Raw genomic sequence first — 23224 nt, forward strand, 5'->3', positions numbered from 1 at the left:
CGCGAAGACGGGCTCTATGTGGTACGCATCTTACCTTTCAGAGATAGCCATTATGACGCAAGCACAACCTCAAAGAACCACCTCCGATCTGGTGAAAGCCGCCGTTTCAGGCTGGCTGGGCACCGCGCTGGAGTTCATGGATTTCCAGCTCTACTCGCTGGGGGCCGCCCTGGTATTTCATGAAATCTTCTTCCCGGAACAGTCCGCTGCGATGGCACTGATCCTGGCGATGGGAACCTACGGCGCAGGCTATATCGCGCGTATCGTCGGCGCCTTTATTTTTGGTCGCATGGGCGACAGCATTGGCCGTAAAAAGGTACTGTTTATCACCATCACCATGATGGGGATCTGCACCACGCTGATTGGCGTGCTGCCCACCTATGCACAGATCGGGATTTTCGCGCCCGTACTGCTGGTGACGCTGCGCATCATTCAGGGACTCGGGGCAGGGGCAGAGATCTCCGGGGCCGGGACCATGCTGGCGGAGTACGCACCGAAAGGTAAACGCGGCATCATCTCCTCGCTGGTGGCGATGGGCACTAACTGCGGGACGCTGAGCGCGACCGCTATCTGGGCCGTTATGTTCTTTGCCCTCGACCGCGAACAGCTGCTCGCCTGGGGCTGGCGCGTGCCGTTCCTCGCCAGCGTCGTGGTGATGATCTTTGCCATCTGGCTGCGTATGAACCTCAAGGAAAGCCCGGTCTTTGAGAAAGTGAACGATGCTCAAACCGCGCAGCCGGACACATCGTTAGGTGCCATGGTGAAAAGTAAATCTTTCTGGCTGGCGACCGGTCTGCGTTTCGGTCAGGCGGGCAACTCGGGTCTGATTCAGACGTTTCTGGCCGGTTATCTGGTCCAGACGCTGCTGTTCGATAAAGCCATTCCCACCGACGCGCTGATGATAAGCTCCATTCTTGGGTTTATCTCTATCCCGCTGCTGGGCTGGCTGTCCGATAAAGTGGGACGCCGTCTGCCGTACATTATCCTTAATATTTCCGCCATTATTCTGGCCTACCCGATGCTGTCGATCATCGTCGATAAAAGCTATGCGCCGGGAACCATTATGCTCTCCATCATCGTTATCCATAATTTCGCGGTACTGGGGCTGTTTGCGCTGGAAAATATCACCATGGCGGAGATGTTTGGCTCGCGAAATCGCTTTACCCGGATGGCTATCTCCAAAGAGGCGGGCGGTCTGGTGGCGGTGGGGTTTGGTCCGGTGCTGGCGGGGATCTTCTGTAACATGACCGGTTCCTGGTGGCCGATTGTGGCCATGCTGGTGGCTTACTCAGTGATTGGTCTGGTCTCGGCCTGCCTGATGCCCGAAGTGCGGGATCGTGATTTGAGCGCAGCGGAAGATGCTGCGGAGGCCACGCCAAAAGAGCCTGTGGCCTACGGCACGGTATCGTCACGGCGGTAATGGTATACAGCCTGCGTGACTTGTCACACAACTTTGCCTTTGTGTCACACCACCTGAACAAAAGTTAATATAAATCAAAATCTCAAATGGCAGTATCAGTATGGTGGATGGCAGAGATTTTTTACCCCAACTGCCATTCTAGTTGGTGTAGTCAGCAGACGCTGCCGCTTTATAACAAGCGGCAGCGATCCACAGCTTTCTAATTAACGAGTCTTAATCATGGAAAACACGTTATTACAGGCCAAAGCGACGCTGCCTCAGTACAATCGCGACAGCCTTAAAGCACGCATTGTTCATTTAGGATTTGGCGCCTTTCACCGCGCGCATCAGGCGGTGTATGCCGACATCCTCGCGTCTGATTATGGCAGCGACTGGGGCTACTGTGAGGTCAACCTGATTGGCGGCGAGCAGCAAATTGCCGACCTGAAGGCGCAGGATAACCTCTATACCGTAGCGGAGATGTCCGCCGAAGCGTGGACATCCCGCGTGGTGGGCGTGGTCAAAAAGGCCCACCACGCGCAGGTTGACGGGCTGGAGACCGTACTGGCAGCGATGTGCGAACCGCAGGTGGCGATTGTTTCACTGACCATTACCGAGAAGGGCTACTGTCACTCTCCCGCAACCGGGCAACTGATGCTCGATCATCCATTCATCGCCGCCGACCTGCAAAACCCGCATCAGCCGACGTCCGCACCGGGTGTGGTGGTGGAAGCGCTGGCGCGTCGCAAAGCGGCGGGGTTACCGGCCTTTAGCGTGATGTCCTGCGACAACATGCCGGAAAACGGTCATGTGATGCGCAACGTAACCTGCTCCTATGCCCGGGCGGTAGACGGTGAGCTGGCGGACTGGATCGAGGCTAACGTTACGTTCCCGTCAACCATGGTGGATCGCATCGTACCTGCGGTCACGCCTGATACGCTGGATAAAATCGAACAGCTCACTGGCGTGCGTGATCCGGCGGGCGTGGCCTGTGAACCCTTTCGCCAGTGGGTGATCGAAGACAACTTTGTGGCGGGGCGTCCTGCGTGGGAAAAAGCCGGGGCCGAGCTGGTATCAGACGTCATTCCGTTTGAAGAGATGAAGCTGCGCATGCTTAACGGCAGCCACTCCTTCCTGGCTTACCTGGGGTATCTGGCCGGTTATCAGCATATCAACGACTGCATGGAAGATGAGAATTACCGCGTTGCGGCTCACGCGCTGATGCTCCACGAGCAGGCGCCGACCCTGAAGGTGAAAGGCGTCGATTTAGGACATTACGCCGATCTGCTGATTGCCCGCTACAGCAACCCGGCTCTGCGTCATCGCACCTGGCAAATCGCGATGGACGGCAGTCAGAAGCTCCCGCAACGCATGTTAGATTCCGTGCGCTGGCATCTGGTGCATCAGAAACCTTTCCCCCTGCTGGCGCTGGGCGTGGCGGGCTGGATGCGCTATGTCGGCGGAGTGGATGAGCAGGGTAATGCCATCGAGGTGAGCGATCCGCAGCTGGCGGTGATTCAGGCGGCAGTGAAGGGAAGTGCTGAAGGGGAAAGCCGCGTGCGTGCGCTGCTCGGCATTGAGTCTATCTTTGGCAAAGAATTACCGCGTGAGACGGTCTTTGTTGATGCGGTGATGACCGCGTACCGGTCTTTGGTGCAAAAGGGCGCGAAAGCTACCGTGGCGCAGTACGCGTCTCAACGGTAATTCAGTACATGCCGCCGTGTGCGGCGGCATGTCAGCGCACAACTTAGTGCATACCCAGACGAATCAGCTCAATCGGCTCGAACTTACCTTCGCATCCTTCCACTTCCACCGTTTTGCTGCGGCGCACCTGCGCGGCATCCAGCCCGTCGCTGTGGATCGCTTTAATCACGCCAGTTTTGCCTGTGCCGCTAATCATCACGCGGCTGCCAGTGGTAATTGCATTGCGGTTACGGTCGTATGTCATCATGGTATTTTCTCCTCTCTAACTTATCCGTTACGGCGGTATTTCAGGTTTCACCGTTCACGGGGCATATAAATACGCCTGTCTGCAAGTGATGTTTTTGTTTTTGATCAAAGTCACACTTTTTTCTTAATGATATGAGGTGCTGACGGTTCGCGACAGCAATTTACAAAGCAGACCGTTATTTTCATTTATTGATAGTTTCAACATGGAAGCGTTTAGGATTGGTTTATATTTCTGCTGCCATTCTGGGTACAGGAAATAACCCTTTCATCGGAATAAGGAGTCAGGCTTATGTATAAGAACATTTTGATGCCTGTAGATGTGTTTGAAATGGATTTGAGCGACAAAGCGGTTCGCCACGCGGCAAGCCTTGCAAAGGCAGAGGGGGCATCAATTACCCTGGTCAACATTCTGCCTGCCAGCAGTCGGTCTCTCCTGCGCGGGTTCAATGCCGATATCAAAAAGTTTGAAGAGTATATGACCGCGGAATCCGCGAAGAAAATGAACGAATTAAAAAGACTGTTTGATATTGCCCCAGAGAATATTCACAGCATGGTTCGTTTTGGCAACGTTCGCGATGAAATTATCAAGCTGAGCAAGGAGGGGAAATACGATGCGATTGTCATCGGGTCGAAAAACCCGAGCATCACCACCCATCTGCTGGGATCGAATGCGGAATCCATTCTGCGCTACGCCACGATTCCGGTGTTAGTAGTTCGCTAAACCCAACGCCGCGCCCAACAGGGTGCGGCGAATATTACTCCTCGCTAAACCACTCGCTGTTTTCCTGACGAATAAGCTGCACGGATTCGCTGATTTCCTGCAAATGCAGCGTCATCGCTTTTTCCACGCCGTCCGGGTCGCGTTTTTCCAGCGCGCTGAAAATATCGTGATGCTGTCTGAGCAGCATTTCCGGCGGGGAGACGTGATCGAGGCTCATATAACGCACGCGGTCGATGGTGGCCTTGATGTTCTCAATGGTATCCCAGGCCAACTGACAATCCGCTATTTGTGCCAGTTTCTGGTGGAATTCATCATCGAGCTGGAAGAAATCGTTGAGCTGCTTACGGTCGATCGCTATACGCTGCTGATGCAGGTTCTGCTCCAGCAGGTAACACTGGTTATCATTGATAAGCGTTGCCGCCCGGCGGGCGACCGCGCATTCAATGGCCTGGCGAACGAAACAGCCGTTACGCACCTGAGAAAGTGAAATTTTGTTTACGTAGCTGCCGCGCTGCGGGCGGATCTGAATCAGGCCGTTTTCAGCAAGCTTAATGAACGCTTCACGCACCGGCTGACGGGAGACGTCAAAACGCACCGAGACCTCTTTTTCAGAAAGCGGCGTTCCCGGCGGAATCAGGCAATGGACAATATCACGTCGCAAAATGCGATAGATTTGCTGGTTTACGGGCTGGGTGGGATTGAGTTGCGATTCAGCGGCCATGAGTTGTCATTTCTCAGAGAGTTAGCCTGAACATACTACCATTCTTTTCGAACCCGAAACAGACCCGGCCCGCAGGCCGGGTGGGGCTTATTTAGCCACGATGGACGCTAAGTCCGGCAAAACTCTGGGTCACTGGCATCATTTCCACGGTATTGATGTTGACGTGCTTAGGCAGCGTCGCCACCCACCAGACCGCTTCAGTGACATCTTCCGGCGTCAGCGCATTAGCATTTTCGTAGGTTTTATCCGCTTTCGCGTCGTCACCCTTGAAACGCACGTTGGAGAATTCGGTGCCGCCCACCAGACCCGGCTCGATATCGGTAACGCGAATGGCGGTGCCGTGCAGATCGGTGCGCAGGTTCAGGCTGAACTGACGGACAAACGCTTTGGTCGCACCATAGACGTTGCCGCCCGCGTAAGGCCAGCTCCCGGCGGTAGAACCAATATTGATAATGTGACCGCGATTACGCTCAACCATGCCCGGCAACACCGCGCGAGTCATATAGACCAGCCCTTTGTTGTTGGTGTCGATCATGTTTTCCCAGTCTTCAACGCTGGCTTTGTGCGCGGGCTCCATGCCCAGCGCCAGTCCGGCGTTGTTGACCAGCAGATCAATGGCGCGCCACTCGGCAGGCAGGTTAGCAATCATCTCTTCAATGGCTGCGCGGTTGCGCACGTCCAGCTGTGCGGTCAGGATGCTGTCACCTAATTCGTCTTTCAGCTCCTGCAGGCGCTCCTGACGACGGCCCGTTGCAATCACCTTGTGCCCGTTGGCGACGAAGCGACGCGTGATGCATTCACCAAAACCCGCCGTTGCCCCGGTAACTAAAATAATCATCTCACTGTTCCTCAACGCTTTTTGTGTTGTACTAACATAGCACGGCCGCAGAGGGTGCGTTAAGGCAACATTTGTATGACAGCATTGCAGGTGATGGCGGCCTGGCCTACTCTGGGAAGATATCCGTTCTGAGGAGTGAAAGATGACGGCCACGAATCCTTTTTTTGAAATCAGTCTGTTGCCTTACCAGGCACCCCATTTTGATCAGATTAACGACAGTCACTATCGTCCGGCGTTCGATGAAGCGCTGCGTCAGAAGCGGGCGGACATTGATGCGATTGTCTCGCAAACCGCCGCGCCAGACTTCAATAATACCGTGCTGGCGCTGGAGAAAAGCGGCGTTATGCTCTCGCGCGTCAGCAGCGTCTTTTTCGCCATGACCTCTGCGCATACCAATCCGTACCTGCAAGAGTTAGAGGAGCAGTTTTCCACTGAACTTGCCGCGCTGGCGAATGACATCTGGCTGAATGACACACTTTTCGCCCGCGTTGAGAGCGTCTGGCAAGATCGCGGTGCGCTGGATGCCGAGTCCCGTCGGCTGGTCGAGGAGACCTACCAGCGGTTTATTCTGGCCGGTGCGCGTCTGAATGAGACAGAAAAAGCCGAGCTGAAGGCGCTGAACACCGAGGCAGCCTCCCTGACCAGCCAGTTTAACCAGCGTCTGCTTTCCGCCGATAAAGCGGGTGGGCTGGTGGTGGATTATGCGCATCAGCTTGAGGGGCTCAGTGCAGAAGAGATCGCCGCCGCCGCGCAGGCGGCCGCGGAAAAAGGGCTTAACGACCGCTGGCTGATCTCACTGCTGAATACGACTCAACAACCTGCGCTCTCTGCGCTGCGCAATCGGCAGACGCGTGAAAACCTGTTCAACGCAGGCTGGACGCGTACCCAGAAAGGGGATGAAAACGATACCCGCGCGCTGATCCTGCGTCTGACGGCGCTCCGTGCGCGTCAGGCTCGCCTGCTCGGCTTTGAGGATTACGCCAGCTGGAGTATTGCCGACCAGATGGCGAAAACCCCCGACGCCGCGCTGGCCTTTATGCGCGGCATTGTGCCTGCCGCCCGAGCCCGTGCGGAGCGCGAACAGGCCGATATTCAGAAAGTGATTGATGACGAGCAGGGCGGTTTCACCGTGCAGGCCTGGGACTGGGCCTTTTATGCCGAGCGCGTGCGCCAGGCGAAATATGCGCTTGATGAGTCGCAGATCCGGCCCTACTTTGAGCTCAATACCGTGTTGCATGACGGCGTCTTCTGGGCGGCCAGCCAGCTGTTCGGTATCCGCTTCGTGGAACGCTTCGATATTCCGGTTTATCATCCGGACGTTCGCGTATGGGAAATTTTCGACCATACCGGTGAAGGGATGGCGCTGTTTTACGGCGACTTCTTTGCCCGCGATTCCAAGCAGGGCGGAGCCTGGATGGGCAATTTCGTTGAACAATCTTTTGAGTTTTCTGCCCGCCCGGTTATCTACAATGTCTGTAACTACCCAAAACCGGGTAACGGGGGCACCGCGTTACTCTCCTGGGACGACGTAATTACCCTGTTCCACGAGTTTGGGCATACCCTGCACGGTCTGTTTGCCAGCCAGCGCTTCGCCACGCTGTCCGGTACCAATACGCCGCGTGATTTCGTTGAATTTCCGTCGCAGATCAATGAACACTGGGCCAGCCATCCTCAGGTATTTACCCGCTACGCCCGTCACTACGAAACCGGTGAACCGATGCCGGACGCGCTGCGGGAAAGCATGCTCAACGCGACCCATTTCAACAAGGGTTATGACATGACGGAGCTGCTGGGTGCGGCATTGCTGGACATGAACTGGCACGCCATCAGTGAAGCCGAATCTGACGTTGAAGCCTTTGAAACGGCTGCGTTGAAAAAAGAGGGGCTGGACCTGCCCGCGGTACCCCCGCGTTATCGCAGCAGCTATTTCGCCCATATCTTCGGCGGTGGCTATGCGGCGGGGTATTACGCCTACCTGTGGACGCAAATGCTGGCAGACGATGGCTATCAGTGGTTTGTCGAGCAGGGCGGGTTGACGCGTGAAAACGGACAGAAATTCCGCGAGGCGATTTTGTCGCGCGGGAACAGCACTGATTTAGGTGAACTTTACCGGAACTGGCGCGGGCACGATCCGAGGATTGAACCGATGCTGGAGAATCGTGGGTTAAGTGAATAGTGTCCATTTGGGCTGAAAAAAAGAACCGGGCGTGAAGCCCGGTTTTTTATACCCTTTAATCAGCGATATTTTAGCATGCTTTTGAAAGATAACCGGTGAAATTGAACGCGCCGATAAAAGGATTTTTTATTAATAGAGACAAAGCTCTACATTCGAGAACTGTTAATAATTTGAACTGGGTTGTAAGAAATAAAATCTTCTTTCAAATGTCTTTTTTAATTCTAAATTTTTGCCCTTTTATGCCGATAAATGAGGATAACAAAAAAATCGACGTTATAGCAGTTAAGAAGGCGAAAGATGACCCTACCTCTGACCACTCCTGGCTTTACGGATGCTGAGCATTCTAAGAGGCTGATAAATAAAACCTTTACCTATGTTGTAACGTTGCTGATCGCTATTTTTGCGGCGGCAATAATTTCTTTGTTGATAATAAAAAATAATGTTAATGAAATCAGCGATTCGCATGATGATTTCTTACTAAGAAAAGCGTTAGATACCCGACAGGAGAGCATCCGTAGCCATTTGAAAGACTATGCCGAGTGGGGGGATGCCTACAAACATCTTCATCAGAATGTTGACATGCACTGGGCATGGGATAAGCAGAATCTTGGCAAGTCTCTGTATGATAACTTTGGCTATGAGGGGGTGTTTGTTCTCTCTCCGGAAGGCGCCACGCGCTACAGCGTGATTTCCGGGAAACGGATACCTGAAGATCTGGAGCGTTGGTTGGGTCAATCCACAAAAGACCGTTTACTCAGTGAACTGAGCAAAAAAAAGGGATTGCCGGTGTCCATGCTAACGCTTATCGACGGCATACCGGCCATTGTTTCTGCTGAATGGATAACAACGGGTGATGATTCGAGTGTGCAACCGTTACCGGGCAGGCCTTCAGTCATGGTGTTTGTCGACAAATTAACGGCTAAAAAACTCCTTGCGATTGGGCATGATGCCGCCATCAAAAATGTTCGCATTTCACCCAATGAAGTGAATAATCAGACGTCATTGACCATAAGCACGCCAAATGGTGATGTGCATATTTTATGGGACAGTGAAAATCCTGGCCAGGCGCTGATCGTTTATTTCCTGCCATTACTCATTCTTTCCGTACTGCTGACAATATCGATGACGGTGATCCTTATGCGTCATATTATGCACAAGGCGAGAATTCATGACGAAAATGCCTTTCTCCTTGAGCAGGCACGGTTGAATCTTATCACCAGTGAAAAACGATTCAGGGATGTCAGTGAAACAACCAGCGATTGGTTCTGGGAAACTGACTTATCGTTAAAGATTACATGGCTATCAGGTCGTTTCTCCACGGTAACGGGATATGAACATAGTCAATGGATCGGCCGCAGGCTGGATGAGCTCTTTCCGTCGACAAGTCACTTACTTTATGATCGTGTCCGCCACTGGGAATTAACTGGACGCTTCGAATTTAAGAATTGCCCTTATATTAACTATCAGCAATCCACGTCCTACTGCACGCTTCTGGCTAAATTTTCTTCTCAGCCTGATGGTTCGGTGGTTTTACGGGGCGCGGCAACAGATGTCTCTCTGGAAGTGGAAGCAACTAAACGTGTGGAATTCCTGTCACGGCATGATGAATTAACGGGGCTTCCAAACCGGTATCATATTAAGGAGTTTCTGGCGGGCCGGTTAGCGAATGAAGGCGTCAATAATTATCCCTTTGCAATGATTTGCCTGGATCTGGACAAGTTCAAACCCGTCAATGACATTTTTGGGCATTCCACCGGCGACGCTCTGCTTGGCGAGGTCGCCTTACGTCTTAAAAGCTGTATTCGGAGCGGTGATTTTGTTGCACGGCAGGGCGGGGATGAATTTATGCTGCTCCTCGGTAATACCAGCCAGACAGACCAGATTGAAGAGGTGTGCCAGCGCATCGTGTCAGAACTCAACCGTCCTTTCACCATTGATGGCAATGATGTGACAATAGGGGTAAGCATGGGGATTGCACTGGCGCCACAAGACGGCAACAGCGCAAACGATCTTCTGCGCTATGCTGACATTGCGCTTTACCAGGCAAAACAATCCGGGAGAAACCGATGGGTCTATTATCGCCAGGATATGTCGGAAAAGCTGACCGAACGCAGAAAACTCGAACTGGAGCTGAAGACCGCCATTCGCGAAGACCAACTCTATCTGGTTTATCAACCGCGTTATAACCTCCGATATTCGAAAACAGATGCCGTCGAAGCGCTGGTCCGGTGGCAACACCCGGATCGAGGAACCATGATGCCCGATCAGTTTATCCCGTTGGCTGAAGAAACAGGGCTGATTATTAGCCTCAGCAACTGGGTCATTCGTAAAGCGTGTACGGAGGCCAAAGAACAATTGCCAGGGTTATCGGTATCAGTCAACATTTCGGCTATTGAATTCCAGGCGAGCGATCTGGCTGAAAGAGTAAAAGAAATTCTTCACGAAACGGGACTTGAACCCACCAGGCTGGAAATAGAAGTGACTGAAAATGTCACGCTTTCCGATCCAGAAAAAACGTTGCACACCATGAAAGCCCTCAAAAAAATGGGCGTACGGATTCTGATCGATGATTTCGGTACAGGCTATGCCTCTCTGAGCTATCTTCGAAAGTTTCAGTTTGATGGGCTAAAGCTCGATAAAAGCTTTATTTTTACCTTAGCGGATTCGCCACAGAACCAATCGGTAGTCGAGAAGATAATCGATTTGGGTAAAGCCTATTCCATGGAAGTGACCGCTGAAGGAGTGGAGACCAGCGAACAGCTGGCTTTTCTTAAAAAAAATAAGTGTGATGAAGTTCAGGGATATTTACTTGGAAAACCCGCCGCCATTGCCGATCTCAATTTAAACGCCAGCGTGGTGAATACATAAACGCGTTTTAGCATTTTCCGCGCCCCCTGGGACAGGGAAGTGTCAGCAAAAAAACCGGGCTCTTCGCCCGGTTTTTTATCTTACGACCAGCACAGGGCATTTTGCGTGGCGCACCACTGCCGCCGCATTTGAACCTAACAGATACGTTGATATGTCAGGCTTATGGGAGGCGATGATGATCAGGTCGGCGCCGATCGTGTCCGCGAGTTTAAGGATCTGATCTTTTGGCGATCCCGTAACGGCGTGCGTCTGCACCTTTTCTGGCGGAATTTTAAATTGCTTAACGATTTCATCCAGTTTTTCTAAGGCCGCATGCTGGAACTCTTTTAGCTTCGGCATCTCCACGGAGTAGGCCAGGCCTAAAGATGAATAATAAGGTAGCGAAGGAATGACCGTAAGAAAATGGACTTTAGCTGTGTTAAGTGCGGTATGAGCCTGAACGAAAGGAATCACCATATGCGTCAGGCTATCTTCGGAAATATCAATTGGAACCAAAATTGAATTGTACATTTGTCCCTCCTGAGTGTTTTTTACACAATTCAGGTTAGACCGTTAATTCCAGGAAAACAGAGAGCAGGTTGTCATAACGGAGACAAATTTCGGTTCTGTGATAGCTATACAGGCGAACGTTCCCGGCATGGGGTCAATGACGCGTTCAGCCTGTCGTGACGATGAACATCCTGGCCTGCTGGGCTAGCTGGCGTTCAGCCTTAATCGGCGCATACTTTTCTGAATGATAGAAAGCAAGCGCCTGATCTAAAGTCGGGAATTCAAAAATGCCAGCATAGGGTAACGGGGCTTCATCGCCTTAGAGTACTTCTGCAACCGAACCAAAATGCACAATTTTCCCTCCCGCTTCCTCTAACGCTAATGTGAAGCGGGGGGCAAGGTTGGCCTGTCGCGCAGGGTCAATAATACGTAAGTTGATGTGGACGAATGCGGGCATCACTGTTCCTCAAATCTGATTAATAGTGTATATACAGTATTTGATATTGTATTGATTGTCGAGATGAAAAGATGAACAACATCGATGTGGCGCTGCTGAAGACCATTCCGGAAGTCTGTCCTGTGTTTCAGGCGCGAGCCACTGCCCGGGCTATTACACGCTATTACAACGCCTGCTTAAGACCGTTTGGTCTGACCGCAGAGCAGTTCAGTCTTTTGGTTGGGATCGGAGGTGCACCCAATGAAACCGTTGCAGAACTGGCCGCAAGGGCGGGGGTAGATGCCACCACGCTGAGTCGAAATATAGGTAGTATGGTGTCCCGCGGCATTATCGACGCGGTGGGAGGCCGGGGGCGTGCCGGTAAACGACTCACCCTCACAGCAGAGGGCTGGAGCCTGCTCGAACAGGTCATTCCGGTATGGAAGGCAGCGATGGAAGAACTGTCCCATCAGATGGGGAGCGAACAACTTAGCCTGACGACGAATATGATGAGAAGCCTGGGCAAAGCCACTGCTTCTTTATGACGCGATCCGCGACAATCCGTACCTGCGACGCGACGTACCAAACCGCGCAATGCCGGGTATACTACGTTTTAATTTTTTCAGGCGACCCTTTGTAAAGGCAGGCAGTATGTCTCTTCGTTCGCTGCGGGCGTTATGCCTGACCAGTTTTTTCATTGCGGATGTCCGCGATGGCCTCGGCCCTTTTCTCGGTATTTTTCTCACCGAACGTCACTGGACGCCTGATGATATTGGTATTCTGATGACGGCGGGCGGGCTGGCGGGTTTACTGGCCACGCTCCCGGCGGGATTCATCACCGACACCTCCCGAAACAAACGCGCTGTACTCGCGCTGCTTTGCCTGTTGATCACCCTGAGCACGCTTCTGCTCTGGTTTAGCCAGCAGAGCGGCGTTGTCGCCGTTTCACAAATTATCACCGGCATCTGTGCGGCGTTTGTGGGGCCATTGATCACCGGAATTACCTTAGGGCTGACCGGCCAGAGTGGGTTCAGCGCGCAGATGGGCAAAAATGAGGCGTTTAATCATGCGGGCAATTTTATGACCGCACTGATGGCTGGCGGCATTGCCTGGTACTGGGGCGTCGGCGGAATTTTCCTGCTGATGACCTGTACGACGTTGCTAACGTTGTGTGCGCTGCTTGCCATTCGCAATAAGGATATCGACAACAATGCCGCGCGCGGGTTGTCCTCTCCAGCGAACCTGCCTGTTCCGGGCTTTGCGGTGCTGATTAAAAACCGGGCGCTGTTTGTTACCGGACTGACGCTGCTCCTGTTCCATCTGGCGAACGCTGCCCTGTTACCGATGCTCAGCATGAGGGTGGCGGCGGCACCCGCTTCAATCAACCCCGGCTTGTATGCAGCGGGCACTGTCATTATTTCTCAGGCCGTGATGATCCCCGTCGCCATTTGGGTCGCACGGAGAATAGAACACTACGGCTACTGGCGATTAATTATGCTGGCGCTGCTGGTGATGCCGGTGCGTGCGGCGCTGGCGGCGTCCACGGACGCGCCGTTGATGATGATCCCGGTGCAAATTCTCGACGGGCTGGCCGCAGGCATCCTCGGCGTCGTAGTACCGTCGTTTATTGTTGTGCTGTTGCGAGGGAGCGGGCACGTCAATGCCGGGCAGAGCGTGGTGATGTTGATGCAGGGCGTTGGGGCATCGATGAGCCCGGCGTTAACCGGCACGATAGCCGGGTATTACTCCTTTGCGACGGCATTCAGCGTGCTGAGCGCGATTGCGCTGGTGGCCGTCCTGCTCTGGTGGCGCGTTGCTCACCGAACCTGGGAAACAGACAGTACGCCGGGTGGGGCATAGCCGCCACCCGGCGTCATACTTATGCCAGCTCGTTAGGGCAGGTTTCGCCTTTTTCCAGCTGCTGCAGGTTACCCAGCGTGGTTTCTGAAATGCTGATCAGCGCTTCAGCCGTCAGAAACGCCTGGTGACCGGTAAACAGGACGTTATGACAGGCAGACAGGCGGCGGAACACGTCGTCCTGAATCACATCATTGGACTTGTCTTCAAAGAACAGATCGCGTTCGTTCTCATACACGTCCATCCCGAGTGCGCCAATCTTCTGGGTTTTCAGCGCTTCGATAGCGGCCTGAGAGTCAACCAGGCCACCACGGCTGGTGTTGATGATCATCACGCCGTCTTTCATCTGGTCAAACGCCGCCTGGTTAAGCAGGTGATAGTTTTCCGGCGTCAGCGGGCAGTGCAGGGAGATCACATCAGACTGCGAGAACAGGGTCGGCAGGTCGACATATTCCACGCCCAGCTCCAGCGCCGCGGCGCTTGGATACGGATCAAACGCCAGCAGACGCATGCCAAAGCCTTTGAGGATCCGCAGGGCAGCGACGCCAATTTTCCCGGTCCCGATCACCCCTGCGGTTTTACCGTACATAGTAAAGCCGGTCAGCCCCTCCAGCGAGAAGTTGGCATCACGGGTGCGCTGATAAGCGCGGTGAATACGACGGTTGAGCGACATCATCATGCCAATCGCATGTTCCGCGACGGCTTCCGGGGAGTAGGCCGGAACGCGCACCACCTTCAGCCCCAGCTCTTTCGCCGCATCGAGATCCACGTTGTTAAAGCCTGCACAGCGCAGGGCGATATACTTCACTCCCTGTTTTTTCAACTCTTCCAGCACCGGACGACTGCCGTCATCGTTAACAAAAATGCAGACGCCTTCACAGCCGTGCGCCGTTTTGGCGGTTTTTTCGGACAGCAGAAAGTCGAAAAATTCAAGCTCAAACCCGTAAGCTTCGTTAACATGTTGCAGATACTTTTTGTCGTACTGCTTTGTGCTATATACCGCGAGTTTCATAAGACTTTCTCCAGTGATTTTGCATTCACGTTAGCATGATTAAAATTATCTTACAATTTCTAAAATATTATTGAATTCAATAAGTTCTATGAATTATTCTAGAGCATCTTGTTACCCTAACTCCATGATATTCATATCCAACATTTTCGCTGCGGGAATTTGCCCGCGCCATGCCTGCAAGTCATTGCCAGATGTGGTTACGAACCAAACGTCGAACACAACAAGTATGTATGTTTGGGAAAAGGATCAAACAATATCTCCGTGTTGATACACTCAGTCTCTCATAGGCACGGCCCCTTGAATGTCTTGATATTGAAGGTAGTATTAGAGTTATCATTTTCAAATGACAGGGAGGCCGAGTGTACAACCATAACCGGGAGAAAAGCCTTTTCGAGGAGAAAGTCTTAGAAATTGAAAATCTTGCTCAGCGTACTGCCGCAAAGCATTTGCTTTATGGTACATCAGGCATGTTTTTCGAGACTCAACAACGTGTTGATTATCTTAAAAGGGAGATTGAATCACACTGCCTGTCCTGGTCAGGTGGCGTTCAATTGCTTGATGAACAGATACGTCATCTTAAGGAGCAGGATGATTTACTTACCTTTAACCGAGCAAAATTGTACATCGTCGTCGAAAAAAATCGTACAACTACAACGACCTTAGCTCTAAAACAGATTGGTTTTGTTGCGGGTGGTGCACAAGTGTATGGTGGCGCTAGTTTGTGTGTCGGCTCGCTCGGCCTTGCATGTGCAGCATATGGCGCGCCTATGATTACACATGGGTTAAACAATATGTATGAAAATGGGTACTATCTTCTCTACCGCGAAGATCGTTCTGGAACGTTAAGAGATGCATATCGTTATGCAGCAGCGAAACTCGGTTATGGAAATAATGAAGCTGATATTGTTTATGGTGTAGTGGATATCTCATTATCAGCCTACGGTGCGGGCAGGAGAGTCCTGGCACCGAGAGAAAAATCATGGAGTTTATTTCGCAATATCGAATCTGATTATATTAGAGGATGGCAAGAAGCCTCTAAAACCGCGATGGCTCTGGATTTAACCAGTGGAAGCGTCACTGGTTGGCAGATGTACCAGATAGCTAAAGAGAACTAATTATGTCGGAACAGTTTGAGTTGTCATTAACTCCGCCCATTTTGCCTGCCTTGTGCTATTTTATTGTATCTATTGCCGTTTTCTTCTTGCTATACATGGGGAAACTCAAGGTTAACAAGCTCCGCAAATATCCACTTTTTATTGCTTATACATTGTTTGTGATAGCCATTGCGGCCATACAAATTAACGTATTTGCCAATGGCTACGAGTTTGTTCGCGGCTTTTTACATATTGACTTTGATCCCTGGCGTTATGATTCAGTGTATTGGGGGGCGTTGGTATTCGCAATGCTTTACCTGCTGGCGATGCCAAGGAACAGGTTCTGATTCGTAATCATTTCATTAATTATGCATAACCCATTGAATATTTAATATGTTCTTAGGGTTATGCATAGCAAAAAAATTTACCACATATCGCTACAGCTTCTATCCTTAAACTTGCCTTTGGCTTCAATTGACCCGCTAAACATGCGACAATGTTCAGCATTGCTGGCTTAATTCTTTCGCTAAATCAGGATATTAACTGCCCATGAAGGGTAAATACAAAGCCGCACTTGCGCTTTTACTGCTGTTCATTTTATTGCCGCTGACGCTGCTGATGACGCTCGCTCAGTGGGTACCGACGCTTGCCGGAATCTGGCTTCCCGTCGGGACGCGTATCGCTTTCGAAGAGAGTCCTAAACTGACTCGTCATGCGCTGGTGATCCCCGATCTCCGCTATCTGGTTGAAGAGTGCGAAATTGCTCGCATTGAGAACGTGACGCTGTCACATCCGAGCCGCTGGCAGCTGGATATCGGCGCGCTGGATCTTAACGCCGTCTGCCTCAGCAAAATTCCCCAATCCGCGCCGTCGACCGTTGCCCCCAAAACGCTGGCGCAGTGGCAGGCGGTATTACCGAATACCTGGCTGACCATTCACCGTCTCACCCTCTCGCCCTGGCAGCAGTGGCAGGGTGAGCTGAAGGCCTCGCTGACCCCGTCCAGCCAGGAGATAGCCTATAAAGGCGAGCAGGTGAGCATTAAAGGAACGCTTCGCGGCCAGACGCTTTCGGTCAGCCAGTTCGATGTGCAGCTTCCCGATCAGCCGCAGCCCATTAAACTGGTGGGGGAGTTCACTCTGCCGCTGGTGCCGGATGGCGTGCCGGTAAAAGGCCACGCGGTGGCAACCTTTAACGTGCCACAACTGACGTCTCTCGTCGATGCCGATCTGGACTGGGAAGACAACCGTGGACAACTGGTGGTGATGGCGCGAGACAACCCTGATCCACTGCTCGATCTGCCGTGGCAAGTTACGGCGGAACAGCTGAACATCAGCGACGGGCGCTGGAACTGGGATCTGTCCGGTATGCCGCTGAGCGGACGCGTTTCGCTTCGCGCCGATAACTGGCAGCAGGGGCTTGAGAAAGCCACCCTGACCGGGCGTTTGAACGTGCTTACCCATGGTGATGCGGGGAAAGGCAACGCGGTACTCAATATTGGGCCAGGCAGGCTCAGTATGGAAAACAGCGACATGCCGCTGCATCTCAGCGGTGAGGCGAAGCAAAACGACCTCATTCTTTATGCCAAATTGCCGGCAACACTGACCGGCAGCGTATATGAACCGCAACTCGCCTTTGAACCGGGCGCACTGCTTCGCTCGCGCGGGCGCATCATTGACTCGCTTGATATCGATGAAATCCGCTGGCCGCTGGCAGGTGTGAAGCTGACGCAGAAGGGCGTGGACGGGCGGTTACAGGCTATCCTGCGTGCCCATGAAAACGAGATGGGCGATTTTGAACTGCATCTGGACGGGCAGGCGAACGACTTTTTACCCGACAGCGGTCTCTGGCAGTGGCGCTACTGGGGAAAAGGGAGTTTTACGCCGATGCATGCCCGCTGGGATGTCGCCGGGAAAGGCGAGTGGCGTGACAAACTCATTGAGCTCACGGCGCTCTCCACCGGTTTTGACAAGCTCCAGTATGGAACCATGGAGGTCAGCACGCCGCGTCTGGTGCTGGATCAACCCGTGCGCTGGTTCCGTGACGCCGAAAAGCCGACGTTCAGCGGCGCGCTGGCGCTCAATGCCGGGCAAACCCGTTTCTCCGGTGGCAGCACGCTGCCACCGTCGGTGCTGACCTTTAGCGTCGACGGCACCGATCCGACGGTGTTCCAGTTTAAGGGCGACCTCCATGCAGAGAAAATCGGCCCGGTACAGGTGAATGGTCGCTGGGATGGTGAACGCCTTCGCGGGCAGGCCTGGTGGCCGAAACAGTCGCTCACCGTGTTCCAGCCTCTGATCCCTCCGGACTGGAAAATGACGCTGCGTGACGGGGTACTCTATGCGCAGGTGGCTTTCTCGGCGGCAGCCTATCAGGGCTTTGAGGCGGGGGGGCACGGCGTGCTGAAAGCCGGTAGCGCCTGGATGCCGGATAACCAGATCAACGGTGTCGATTTTGTGCTGCCGTTCCGCTTCAGCAAGGGGACCTGGTCCCTGGGCACGCGCGGCCCGGTTACGTTGCGTATTGGCGAAGTGGAAAACCTGGTGACCGCGCGCAATATTACCGCCGATCTACAGGGCGATTATCCCTGGACGGAGGACAATCCGCTGCTGCTTACCAACGTGAAAGTGGAAACCCTCGGCGGGAAGATTACGATGCAGCAGTTGCGGATGCCGCAGCACGATCCGGCGCTGCTTCGCGTGGACAATATCTCGTCAAGTGAACTGATCGGCGCCGTCAATCCGAAACAGTTTGCCATGTCAGGCCCGGTAAGCGGGGCGCTGCCACTCTGGCTGGACAATGAAAAATGGATCATTAAAGATGGCTGGCTGACCAACCCTGGCCCAATGACGCTGCGTATCGATAAAGATACGGCGGATGCCATCGTGAAAGATAATATGGTTGCGGGTGCCGCGATCAACTGGCTCCGCTATATGGAAATTTCTCGTTCGTGGACAAGAATCAATTTAGATAACCTGGGTGAATTAACCATGCAGGCGACCATCAAGGGAACCAGCCGTGTGGATGGTAAAAGCAGCTCCGTCAACCTGAACTATACCCATGACGAGAATGTCTTTACCCTCTGGCGCAGCCTGCGTTTTGGAGACAACCTGCAAACCTGGTTTGAGCAACACGCGGCGATACCCGGTCTCCGCAGTTCGACTGGCAAGGAAAGTGAGGAACAACAATGAAAAAGATGGCTGGTGTACTCACCGTTGCCGTTGCTGCGCTACTGACCGGCTGTACGCCGCGTATTGAAGTCGCTGCGCCGAAAGAGCCGATTACCATCAATATGAATGTCAAAATCGAACACGAGATCCACATTAAGGTCGATAAAGACGTTGAAACCCTGCTGAAATCGCGCAGCGATCTGTTCTGAGGATGCCATGAAACGACTAGCTCTGATTTTACTGGCTCTGGGGATGAATGCGCAGGCGGCTGCGCTGACCTTAAATGATGCCCGGGCGCAGGGGCGCGTGGGGGAAACACTCAGCGGGTATATTGCCCCGATCCAACAGGATGCTGAAACGCTGGCGCTGGTAAACCGTATTAACGCGGCGCGCACCGAGAGCTATCAGAAGCTTGCCGACAGCAATAATTTACCGGTCGATGAAGTGGCGAAAATGGCGGGGCAAAAACTGGTTGCCCGTGCGCAGCCGGGCGAATACGTGAAGGGAATTAACGGTAAATGGCTGAAAAAATAGCTAGCGGTGGCGCTTGCGGTATTCGCCGGGCGAGACGCCAAAACGCTGCTTAAAGGCCGTTGAAAAATGGCTATGGTCGGTGAACCCCCAGCTGTAGCCAATTCCCGCCAGCTTTTCATCATCCCCGGCAGAGCGCAGCACCTGCGCACAGAGATCCAGCCGACGGTTTTTAATGTACTGCGCGACCACCAGCCCCTTCTCGGCAAACATGCGGTAGAGGCTGCGCACGGACATCCCGCTCTCGGCGGCAATCCACTCCGGGCGCAGAGAGTCAGACTGAATATGATCGTCAATCAGCGCCACGACATGCTGGAACAGGCGTTCCTTGCGCGGCTGAATCACGTCGCGTTGCTGAAATGCGGGGCGCAGCAGGCAGACCATGGCTTCGAGCGCGGCTTCACTCTCCCGGTCACTCAGGTCGGCGTTGTTCATGCTTTCCATCAGCAGGCGATGGCTCAGCTGTACCGTTGGCAGCGAGCGAGAGAGGGCGAGCGCGCAGCTAATCTCATGGAAACGACACTGTTGCTCGATAATCTGGCGGGGTACCAGCAGCGAAATCTGGCGGGATTTTTCCTGCCAGTTGATTGAGCAGGGTCGGGAGGCGTCAAGCAGCGTGATATCGCCTGTTCGGAGCACAGCGCGACGGTCATCCTGTTCAATTTCCGCACTGCCCTCAAGCTGGAAGACGGTATAGAACCAGGCATCATTACTCTGTTTGATCTCCTGACGGGAGCGGAACAGATTTACGCCGCCGGCGGTGACGGTGCTGAGCTTCAGGCTGCGCGCATAGCTAGTCTCCAGTTCGCCGACGAATTTTCCCCCGGTGGGCTGTGCATTAAAACGCCCGCACACCTGGTTAATCTGCGCCAGCCACTGCTGATACTGTTCCTGCTCGCTTGCACACGCCATCGTTTCTCTCACTGCACCGTCAATGTTTTCGCATTGTTGCATTTATGTTGCGTTTTGTCAGAGCTCTGGGCTGACTATAGGAAAGAACACTCATCGGGAACAGCGATATAAGGTGGAATTATCACGATTTGCGGCACCTGTCACAGGTGGCAAAGCGAATGTCACAGAGACAAAAGCGAGAATGCGAAACCCCTCTTAGACTGGATGAACACCCTGCGAATAATAACGAAGGAGTATCCTATGTCCGAATCCCAGGTGGCTATTCAGCCTGCCGTGCAGCAGTTTTTAGACCGACATCATGGCCTGTGGATTGAAGGGCGTCAGGCCGCGTCGGACAGCGAAAAGCGGCTCAACGTCTATAACCCGGCCACGGGCGAGGTGATTGCCTCGACGGCCGATGCCAGCGTCGATGACGTTGACCGTGCCGTCATGTCCGGCTGGCGTGCTTTTGTTGCCCGCAACTGGGCCGGAAAATTACCGGCGGAGCGCGAGCGGATCCTGCTCCGTTTCGCCGATCTGGTTGAACAGCACAGCGAGGAGCTGGCCCAGCTTGAAACGCTGGAGCAGGGGAAATCGATTAACATTTCCCGTCTCTTTGAAGTGGGTTGTACCCTGAACTGGATGCGCTATACCGCCGGGCTGACCACCAAAATCGCAGGCAAAACCCTCGACCTTTCTATTCCCCTGCCACAGGGGGCGCGTTATCAGGCATGGACACGTAAAGAGCCGGTTGGCGTGGTGGCCGGGATTGTGCCCTGGAACTTCCCGCTGATGATTGGGATGTGGAAAGTGATGCCTGCGCTGGCGGCGGGGTGCTCGATTGTCATCAAGCCATCAGAAACCACGCCGCTGACCATGCTGCGCGTGGCGGAACTGGCCAGTGAAGCGGGCATTCCGGACGGGGTATTCAACGTGGTGACCGGGAGCGGCGCGGTGTGCGGCGCAGCGCTGACCTCGCATCCGCATATTGCAAAGGTGAGCTTTACCGGCTCAACGGCGACGGGCAAGCAAATTGCCCGCGCGGCGGCAGATACCCTGACAGGCGTGACCCTGGAACTGGGGGGCAAAAACCCGGCTATCGTACTCAAAGATGCGGACCCGGCGTGGGTGATCGAAGGCCTGATGACCGGGAGCTTCCTGAACCAGGGGCAGGTGTGTGCGGCGAGTTCCCGTATCTACATTGAAGCGCCGCTGTTTGACACGCTGGTCAGCGGCTTCGAACAGGCGGTGAAATCCCTGAGCGTCGGGCCGGGCATGTCCCCGGAAGCATTTATCAACCCGCTGGTGTCGCGTGCGCATTGTGACAAGGTGCAGACTTTCCTCGATGAAGCGCAATCTCGCCACGCAGAGCTGATTGTCGGTAACCGTGGCCCGGAAGGGAAAGGCTATTACGTTTCGCCGACGCTGGTGGTCAACCCGGATGCCGCGCTGCGCTTAACCCGCGAAGAGGTGTTTGGCCCGGTGGTCAATCTGGTGCGCGTTGCCGATGGTGAAGAGGCGCTTCAGCTGGCAAACGACACCGAATATGGCCTGACCGCCAGCGTCTGGACGCAGAATATCAGCAAGGCGCTGGAGTACACCGACAGGCTGCAGGCGGGCACCGTCTGGGTAAACAGCCATACGCTGATCGACGCCAACCTGCCGTTCGGCGGCATGAAGCAGTCCGGCACCGGTCGCGACTTTGGCCCGGACTGGCTGGACGGATGGTGTGAGACGAAGTCGGTTTGCGTGCGGTATTAAGAAACAAGCCGGGTGGCGGCTACGCCTTACCAGGCCTACTTTCTCTGGTTTTGTAGGCCGGGTAAGCGCAGCGCCACCCGGCATTATTCAAAGCGACCACCGATCCCGTCCGGCCTCTTTCGCCCGATAAAGCGCCGCATCGGCGCGGGCGATTATTTCGGTGCCGGCTAACCCCTCCGTCATGCCGGCAATCCCCATGCTCACGGTCACATGGTCGCTGACCGTCGAGGCGCCATGCGGTATGGCCTCCGTGCGCAGCCCGTCCTGAATACGCATGGCAACCTTTTCTGCGATGTTTAGCGGGCAATTGAAAAGGATCACCACAAACTCCTCGCCGCCGTAACGTGATACGACGTCGTCCGGCGTTCGTACCGACTGCTTCAGCACCCGCGCCACGCGCGTCAGGCAGTCATCACCCGCCTGATGGCCGTAGGTGTCGTTGTAGCGTTTGAAATAGTCGATATCCAGCATAATCAGCGAGAAAGGTTTCTTCTGCTCAACCGCGTTTTCCAGCACCACCTCCATTCTCCGGCGGTTGGCGGTTTTGGTTAGCGGATCCTGATGCGCCAGCGCATCCAGCCGTGAGATCAACAGTTGATTTTGCTGATTACGACGCCAGGCTTCATCAAACCAGCTCAACAGGATAAAACGCCCGCAGATCAGGATCAGGGTAAACACGCTCCAGATGATGACAAAGTGAAGGTTGAGGCCATCGTTGAGTACCCAGTTTGCGACCGGAAGGGTGATCCAGAGCGGAAGCACAAAGGCGAGTAATCCCTCAGGGTAAAAGTAGAGCGCCGTTAACCCTGCGAGTAACAAAATCACGCACAGCGGCCAGACGTGGGGCAGCAGCAAATAGGTAATAAACAAAAAACAGGATACCGACCAGATGGCGCTACAGATAAAGAGCACCACGCTGATACCCGCAATACGCCGCCAGGCCATCAGGATCAACGCGGCAGAGAGGATAATAATGCCGAGCATCGAGGCATCGACCAGGGTCGTCAGTTGCGGTATATGAGGATAAAGCGGATCGCTGGCCTTAAGCAGGACGTGTCGCAGCAGGATCATCACGGCGAAGCTGACGTTGACGAACGCCAGCCAGGGCAGGTTCATCGCCAGCCCATGCATGATCATCGCGTGGCGCGTCGGCCAGGTAGCGCGTTCCAGTGTCGGTTTTTTTCTTTTTTCCATAAAGCCCTTTCCCGTCCGGGGGATAAATCATGCAGGTGAGATATCTGTAACTATAAGCAAGCATGGACGATCCTCAAACGGCAGGGCAAAAAAAACCGGGCGATTGCCCGGCGGTGGG

At 53.8% G+C, this 23224-nt stretch carries 21 protein-coding genes; 13 read left to right on the plus strand and 8 right to left on the minus strand.

Annotation, left to right across the window (positions count from 1 at the left end):
• The first annotated feature begins 52 nt into the window (after nucleotides 1-52).
• Both ACOTY9_RS01440 and ACOTY9_RS01445 read left to right on the plus strand, forming a co-directional pair.
• Nucleotides 53-1420, plus strand: a complete 1368-nt coding sequence (locus tag ACOTY9_RS01440) for an MFS transporter (RefSeq protein WP_014883677.1) — start codon at nucleotides 53-55, stop codon at nucleotides 1418-1420.
• Between the two features lie 219 nt (nucleotides 1421-1639).
• A complete protein-coding gene (locus tag ACOTY9_RS01445; protein WP_047626284.1) occupies nucleotides 1640-3103 on the plus strand; it encodes a mannitol dehydrogenase family protein in 1464 nt (487 codons plus the stop codon).
• A 43-nt stretch (nucleotides 3104-3146) separates the two neighbouring features.
• On the opposite strand, the gene ydfZ is transcribed toward ACOTY9_RS01445, so the two are convergent.
• Nucleotides 3147-3350, minus strand: a complete 204-nt coding sequence (gene ydfZ / locus ACOTY9_RS01450) for a putative selenium delivery protein YdfZ (RefSeq protein ID WP_014883679.1) — start codon at nucleotides 3348-3350, stop codon at nucleotides 3147-3149.
• A gap of 288 nt (nucleotides 3351-3638) precedes the next feature.
• Between ydfZ and ACOTY9_RS01455 the strand changes: the two genes are divergently transcribed.
• Nucleotides 3639-4070, plus strand: coding sequence for a universal stress protein (locus ACOTY9_RS01455; RefSeq protein ID WP_014883680.1), 432 nt, complete (start codon nucleotides 3639-3641; stop codon nucleotides 4068-4070).
• Between the two features lie 34 nt (nucleotides 4071-4104).
• Here ACOTY9_RS01455 and ACOTY9_RS01460 read toward each other — a convergent pair whose 3' ends face one another.
• Nucleotides 4105-4791 (minus strand): GntR family transcriptional regulator, encoded by a 687-nt coding sequence (locus ACOTY9_RS01460; protein WP_014883681.1) that lies wholly within the window; start codon nucleotides 4789-4791, stop codon nucleotides 4105-4107.
• A gap of 91 nt (nucleotides 4792-4882) precedes the next feature.
• On the minus strand, nucleotides 4883-5629 hold the full coding sequence (gene ydfG / locus ACOTY9_RS01465; RefSeq protein WP_023330307.1) for a bifunctional NADP-dependent 3-hydroxy acid dehydrogenase/3-hydroxypropionate dehydrogenase YdfG: 747 nt from the start codon (nucleotides 5627-5629) through the stop codon (nucleotides 4883-4885).
• Between the two features lie 142 nt (nucleotides 5630-5771).
• Between ydfG and dcp the strand changes: the two genes are divergently transcribed.
• Entirely contained in the window at nucleotides 5772-7805 is a 2034-nt protein-coding gene (gene dcp / locus ACOTY9_RS01470; RefSeq protein WP_348565539.1) for a peptidyl-dipeptidase Dcp, read from the plus strand.
• A 297-nt stretch (nucleotides 7806-8102) separates the two neighbouring features.
• Entirely contained in the window at nucleotides 8103-10673 is a 2571-nt protein-coding gene (locus ACOTY9_RS01475; RefSeq protein WP_348565538.1) for a bifunctional diguanylate cyclase/phosphodiesterase, read from the plus strand.
• 75 nt (nucleotides 10674-10748) lie between these two features.
• Here ACOTY9_RS01475 and uspF read toward each other — a convergent pair whose 3' ends face one another.
• Together uspF and ACOTY9_RS01485 are read right to left on the minus strand one after the other, a co-directional pair.
• Nucleotides 10749-11183: a universal stress protein UspF gene (gene uspF / locus ACOTY9_RS01480; protein ID WP_023338284.1), complete on the minus strand. Its 435-nt coding sequence runs from the start codon at nucleotides 11181-11183 to the stop codon at nucleotides 10749-10751.
• Between the two features lie 145 nt (nucleotides 11184-11328).
• Entirely contained in the window at nucleotides 11329-11451 is a 123-nt protein-coding gene (locus ACOTY9_RS01485) for a DUF1330 domain-containing protein (RefSeq protein ID WP_348565739.1), read from the minus strand.
• Between the two features lie 239 nt (nucleotides 11452-11690).
• On the opposite strand from ACOTY9_RS01485, the gene ACOTY9_RS01490 reads away from it, so the two are divergent.
• Both ACOTY9_RS01490 and ACOTY9_RS01495 read left to right on the plus strand, forming a co-directional pair.
• Nucleotides 11691-12143, plus strand: coding sequence for a MarR family winged helix-turn-helix transcriptional regulator (locus tag ACOTY9_RS01490; protein WP_023330311.1), 453 nt, complete (start codon nucleotides 11691-11693; stop codon nucleotides 12141-12143).
• Between the two features lie 106 nt (nucleotides 12144-12249).
• Nucleotides 12250-13458 carry an MFS transporter gene (locus ACOTY9_RS01495; RefSeq protein WP_248082216.1) on the plus strand — a complete coding sequence of 403 codons (1209 nt, stop codon included), beginning with the start codon at nucleotides 12250-12252 and terminating at the stop codon, nucleotides 13456-13458.
• Nucleotides 13459-13477: 19 nt separating this feature from the next.
• On the opposite strand, the gene ACOTY9_RS01500 is transcribed toward ACOTY9_RS01495, so the two are convergent.
• Nucleotides 13478-14467 carry a 2-hydroxyacid dehydrogenase gene (locus ACOTY9_RS01500; protein WP_023338286.1) on the minus strand — a complete coding sequence of 330 codons (990 nt, stop codon included), beginning with the start codon at nucleotides 14465-14467 and terminating at the stop codon, nucleotides 13478-13480.
• Between the two features lie 359 nt (nucleotides 14468-14826).
• Here ACOTY9_RS01500 and ACOTY9_RS01505 point away from each other — a divergent pair, with 359 nt between their 5' ends.
• The 5 genes from ACOTY9_RS01505 (at nucleotide 14827) to ACOTY9_RS01525 (ending at nucleotide 19263) form a co-directional block, all read left to right on the plus strand.
• Entirely contained in the window at nucleotides 14827-15582 is a 756-nt protein-coding gene (locus ACOTY9_RS01505; protein ID WP_248177525.1) for a DUF4225 domain-containing protein, read from the plus strand.
• Between the two features lie 2 nt (nucleotides 15583-15584).
• Complete coding sequence (locus tag ACOTY9_RS01510; RefSeq protein ID WP_248177527.1) at nucleotides 15585-15908, plus strand: hypothetical protein; 324 nt, start codon at nucleotides 15585-15587, stop codon at nucleotides 15906-15908.
• A gap of 202 nt (nucleotides 15909-16110) precedes the next feature.
• A complete protein-coding gene (locus tag ACOTY9_RS01515; protein ID WP_348565537.1) occupies nucleotides 16111-18750 on the plus strand; it encodes a YdbH family protein in 2640 nt (879 codons plus the stop codon).
• Nucleotides 18747-18938, plus strand: coding sequence for a YnbE family lipoprotein (locus ACOTY9_RS01520; RefSeq protein ID WP_014169918.1), 192 nt, complete (start codon nucleotides 18747-18749; stop codon nucleotides 18936-18938). The genes ACOTY9_RS01515 and ACOTY9_RS01520 overlap by 4 nt, the downstream gene beginning before the upstream one ends.
• Nucleotides 18939-18945: 7 nt before the next feature.
• Nucleotides 18946-19263: a YdbL family protein gene (locus ACOTY9_RS01525; protein WP_023330315.1), complete on the plus strand. Its 318-nt coding sequence runs from the start codon at nucleotides 18946-18948 to the stop codon at nucleotides 19261-19263.
• Here the strand turns inward: ACOTY9_RS01525 and feaR are convergent, their stop codons facing one another.
• Entirely contained in the window at nucleotides 19264-20172 is a 909-nt protein-coding gene (feaR, locus tag ACOTY9_RS01530) for a transcriptional regulator FeaR (protein WP_348565738.1), read from the minus strand.
• Nucleotides 20173-20412: 240 nt separating this feature from the next.
• On the opposite strand from feaR, the gene ACOTY9_RS01535 reads away from it, so the two are divergent.
• Complete coding sequence (locus ACOTY9_RS01535) at nucleotides 20413-21912, plus strand: aldehyde dehydrogenase family protein (RefSeq protein WP_250365992.1); 1500 nt, start codon at nucleotides 20413-20415, stop codon at nucleotides 21910-21912.
• Between the two features lie 87 nt (nucleotides 21913-21999).
• Here ACOTY9_RS01535 and ACOTY9_RS01540 read toward each other — a convergent pair whose 3' ends face one another.
• The gene (locus ACOTY9_RS01540) at nucleotides 22000-23106 is read right to left on the minus strand and encodes a GGDEF domain-containing protein (protein ID WP_348565536.1); all 1107 of its coding nucleotides are present in this window, start codon (nucleotides 23104-23106) and stop codon (nucleotides 22000-22002) included.
• Between the last annotated feature and the right edge of the window lie 118 nt (nucleotides 23107-23224).

The organism is Enterobacter cloacae complex sp. SHL012, assembly GCF_049237505.1.
Classification (GTDB): Bacteria; Pseudomonadota; Gammaproteobacteria; order Enterobacterales; family Enterobacteriaceae; genus Enterobacter; species Enterobacter kobei.